This window comes from Vibrio sp. V08_P9A1T1, from assembly GCF_963874405.1.
Classification (GTDB): domain Bacteria; phylum Pseudomonadota; class Gammaproteobacteria; order Enterobacterales; family Vibrionaceae; genus Vibrio; species Vibrio anguillarum.
In genome coordinates this window covers 1-3,854 of sequence record NZ_CAWNIB010000169.1, presented here as the reverse complement: position 1 = coordinate 3,854, position 3,854 = coordinate 1, and the positions used below count along the sequence as shown (strand labels likewise).

General features: G+C 45.6%; 6 protein-coding genes and 1 riboswitch. Of the genes, 5 read left to right on the top strand and 1 reads right to left on the bottom strand.

What is annotated here, in order from left to right; translation table 11 throughout:
- Nucleotides 1–82, top strand: a riboswitch (molybdenum cofactor riboswitch). This riboswitch is flagged as partial in the annotation.
- The 5 genes from moaA (at nt 71) to moaE (ending at nt 2,861) form a co-directional block, all read left to right on the top strand.
- Nucleotides 71–1,060, top strand: a complete 990-nt coding sequence (gene moaA, locus AACT21_RS07660) for a GTP 3',8-cyclase MoaA (RefSeq protein WP_026028246.1) — start codon at nt 71–73, stop codon at nt 1,058–1,060. It overlaps the preceding riboswitch by 12 nt.
- A gap of 66 nt (nt 1,061–1,126) precedes the next feature.
- Nucleotides 1,127–1,639, top strand: coding sequence for a molybdenum cofactor biosynthesis protein B (gene moaB / locus AACT21_RS07655; RefSeq protein WP_010320682.1), 513 nt, complete (start codon nt 1,127–1,129; stop codon nt 1,637–1,639).
- A gap of 10 nt (nt 1,640–1,649) precedes the next feature.
- Nucleotides 1,650–2,150, top strand: coding sequence for a cyclic pyranopterin monophosphate synthase MoaC (gene moaC / locus AACT21_RS07650; protein WP_010320681.1), 501 nt, complete (start codon nt 1,650–1,652; stop codon nt 2,148–2,150).
- A complete protein-coding gene (moaD, locus tag AACT21_RS07645; RefSeq protein WP_010320680.1) occupies nt 2,143–2,388 on the top strand; it encodes a molybdopterin synthase sulfur carrier subunit in 246 nt (81 codons plus the stop codon). Before moaC ends, moaD begins: the two co-directional genes overlap by 8 nt.
- 2 nt (nt 2,389–2,390) lie before the next feature.
- Complete coding sequence (moaE, locus tag AACT21_RS07640) at nt 2,391–2,861, top strand: molybdopterin synthase catalytic subunit MoaE (protein ID WP_038148363.1); 471 nt, start codon at nt 2,391–2,393, stop codon at nt 2,859–2,861.
- Here moaE and AACT21_RS07635 read toward each other — a convergent pair.
- Nucleotides 2,858–3,823, bottom strand: coding sequence for a sensor domain-containing diguanylate cyclase (locus AACT21_RS07635; protein WP_013857257.1), 966 nt, complete (start codon nt 3,821–3,823; stop codon nt 2,858–2,860). The genes moaE and AACT21_RS07635 overlap by 4 nt on opposite strands.
- Nucleotides 3,824–3,854 lie beyond the last annotated feature (31 nt).

Sequence of the window (3,854 nt, the reverse complement as noted above, 5' to 3'; positions counted from 1 at the left end):
AGCCAGTGGTCTAATACCACAAGGGCATAATTGGAAATGATTATGCCTCCCGTATTTGGAAAGGTGTTCCGTGGCGCAACAGTTCGAAGATAGATTCCAACGTAAATTTTATTATTTACGTTTATCTGTTACAGATGTCTGTAACTTTAAATGCACATATTGCCTGCCTGATGGTTATCAACCTTCGGGGCAGAAAAACTCGTCTTTTTTAACCCTTCCTGAAATACAACGCGTCGTGCGAGCCTTTGCCGACTGTGGTACGTCGAAAGTACGCATCACAGGGGGGGAGCCGACTTTGCGCAAAGACTTTAACGACATTATTGCTTGTGTGGCGAATACCGCTGGTATAGAGAAAGTGGCGACCACCACCAACGGTTACCGTATGGCCAAACAAGTAGAAGGTTGGCAATCGGCCGGGTTAACGCATATCAATGTCAGTGTCGATAGTCTTGATCCAAGAATGTTCCACCAAATCACGGGTGAAAACAAATTTACGCAAGTGATGGCGGGGATTGATCGCGCTTTTGAAGTCGGTTACCAGCAAGTTAAAGTCAACGTTGTGCTGCTAAAAGACCTTAATCATCAGCAGTTACCTGCTTTTTTAGATTGGATTAAACATCGCCCTATTCAACTTCGTTTTATTGAACTAATGCAAACTGGTGAAATGGACTCGCTGTTTGAGCGTCACCATATTTCAGGTGTTGCCATTCGTAATCAACTGATTGCCAATGGTTGGGTGCTGAAAACCCGAGCTCACAATGATGGGCCAGCGCAAGTATTTGTTCATGCCGATTACCAAGGTGAAATCGGTCTTATCATGCCGTATGAGAAAAACTTTTGCCATAGCTGCAACCGCTTACGTGTTTCGGCAAAGGGGAAGTTACACCTGTGCCTTTTCGGTGAGCAAGGCGTTGAATTACGCGATCTGCTCGCCCAAGATAATCAACAGCAAGCCTTAATTGAGCGAATTCAAGCGCAATTACAGACCAAGTCGGTCAGCCATTTTTTACAAGATGGCAATACGGGTATGACGCCTAATCTCGCCTCCATTGGCGGCTAAATTCTTTTTGTCACTGGCTATTGTTTAGCGGGTGATGTGGTACACATTTGAACAGTAGGTGAACACATGGGTCACGCAGAAAGCGCATTTCAACCAGCACATATTGCCGTACTGACGGTTTCCGATACTCGTACTGAAGAAAACGATACTTCAGGCGGTTACTTAGCTGAGCAACTTCAACAAGCGGGACACATTCTGGCCGATAAGCAGATTGTTATTGATGATCAGTATAAAATTCGCGCGATTGTGTCTCAGTGGATCGCGGATGAAAACGTGCAAGCCGTGCTGATCACGGGTGGAACGGGTTTTACCTCACGCGACAGCACACCAGAGGCATTAAAGCCCTTGTTTGATAAAGAAGTTGAAGGTTTTGGCGAGCTGTTCCGATTGGTCTCTTACGATGAAATTGGCACTTCAACCATTCAGTCTCGCGCCATTGCAGGTTTTGCCAACCATACGGTTATTTTTGCCATGCCAGGTTCAACAGGAGCGTGCAAAACCGGTTGGACAAAAATCATCAAACAGCAGTTAGATGCCAGCCATCGCCCATGCAACTTTATGCCACATCTTTCGGTTTAACGGGGTTTCAATGAGCGAATTTACTCATATTAATGCCTCAGGCGAAGCCAATATGGTCGATGTCTCTGCCAAGGCTGAAACCGTACGTGAAGCACGTGCGGAAGCCTTTGTGAAGATGTCACCACAAACGCTGCAACTGATCCTTTCTGGGCAACACCACAAAGGTGATGTGTTTGCCACCGCAAGAATTGCGGGCATTCAAGCGGCGAAGAAAACGTGGGATTTAATCCCACTGTGCCACCCATTGCTGCTTACTAAAGTAGAAGTGCAGCTTGAAGCCATCGAAGCACAAAGCAAAGTTCGAATTGAATCATTGTGTAAATTAACCGGTAAAACAGGGGTTGAAATGGAAGCCTTAACCGCGGCATCGGTGGCGGCGTTAACCATTTACGACATGTGTAAAGCAGTACAAAAAGATATCGTGATTGAACAAGTGCGCTTACTTGAAAAAAGCGGCGGGAAATCGGGTTACTTTAGCGCTCAGCCACAACAAAAGGTCACGCATGATTAATGTTCTCTTTTTTGCTCAAACTCGTGAGTTGATCGGCCAAGACAGCATTCAACTCAAGGCACAGTTTGCTACGGTTGAAGCACTGCGTAGCCACTTAGCCTCGCAGCCTGGGAAATGGGATTTAGCCTTGCAACCGGGAAAACTGCTGGTGGCAGTCAATCAAACCATCGTTGCCTTTGATTACCCGTTAAGTGATGGTGATGAAGTGGCTTTTTTTCCTCCAGTAACCGGAGGCTAGTGATGGATAGTCGTATTTCCGTTCAAATATCAGATTTCTCGGTAGACGCAGAATACCGTGATTTGTCGCAAGGTACTTCCGCTGGCGCTGTGGTTACCTTTATTGGCAAAGTTCGTGATATGAATTTAGGTGATAATGTTATTGGCTTAACGCTTGAGCACTATCCGGGAATGACAGAAAAAGCTTTGAGTGATATTTGTGATCAGGCGCAGGCACGTTGGCCGGTGCAAAAAATCCGTGTGATCCACCGAATCGGTGATTTAGATATTGGCGATCAAATCGTGTTTGTAGGCGTGTCGAGCTCACATCGTGGTGCGGCTTTTGAGGCGTGCGAATTCGTTATGGATTACCTTAAAGCCAAAGCACCGTTTTGGAAGAAAGAGCGCACCACCGAACAAACACGCTGGGTGGAGTCTCGAGATTCAGATGCCCAAGCCGCGCAACGTTGGGCTAATCATCACACCATCGACTAAGCCTTGTGTAGTATATGAATAGTTCCGCGCTGTTGATTCTTCGCGTGAAACAGCGCTTTATCGGCCGTTGATACAAACTGTTCTGGCGTCATGCCAGTCGGTATGTGTTCGCAATATTGGATGCCGATAGTAATCGATACATACAATGAGACACGAGAATAGCGGTGAGGGATTTGCAGCTCTCTCACTTCACTAAGTAGTTGTAATGCTTTTTGCTCGCACTGTTTAATATCAATATCCGCAATAAATAGTAGAAATTCATCTCCTCCATAGCGAAAGCAGAGGTCATCTTTACGTTTCCAATGCTGCAGAGTGCTCGCTATCTTGCGCAGCACAGTATCGCCATTCACATGGCCATAGTGGTCGTTATATTCTTTGAAGCAATCTAAGTCGATCATGAAAATTGCAGCACTACTTTGCTCACGTTTGATCTTATCTAACGCTTTGGGCAGCAATGAGTCCATCGCATAACGGTTATAGACCTGAGTTAAATGATCCACATTGGTCAGTTTTTCTAACTCAAGTTGGTGTATAGAAAGCCGCTCTAACGTGCGCTTATAAGCGGTAATATTTCTCACAATCCATAGCACGTACTCAGTATTTTTCAGCGGGATGACCAATGCGTTAAAAAACTGAATATCGATAGGGCCAGAGCTGCCTTTAAATTGAGCAATTACCCTTAGGTCGAGATCGTATTCAAACTCTCGCATTTGTCCGTTATCAATGACTTCTTGGATAATTTGATGAAACCAAGCGGCTTTTTTTTCGGGTAATACTTGGTATAGATTGAGACCAATGAGAACCCTTGGGTCGTGGTGTCGGCTGCGATCCGTGCCTCCTAAGGCCTCCACATATACGCCATCGCGGTTAATCAGAAAAGTGGGTTCGGGTAATGACTCCAACAAGCTGCGCATCAGTGCTGGGTTTTCTATAATCTCGGAAAACAGTGGCGAATTCACCATGCCCAGTCCTTATTAATACAACGGTCAATGT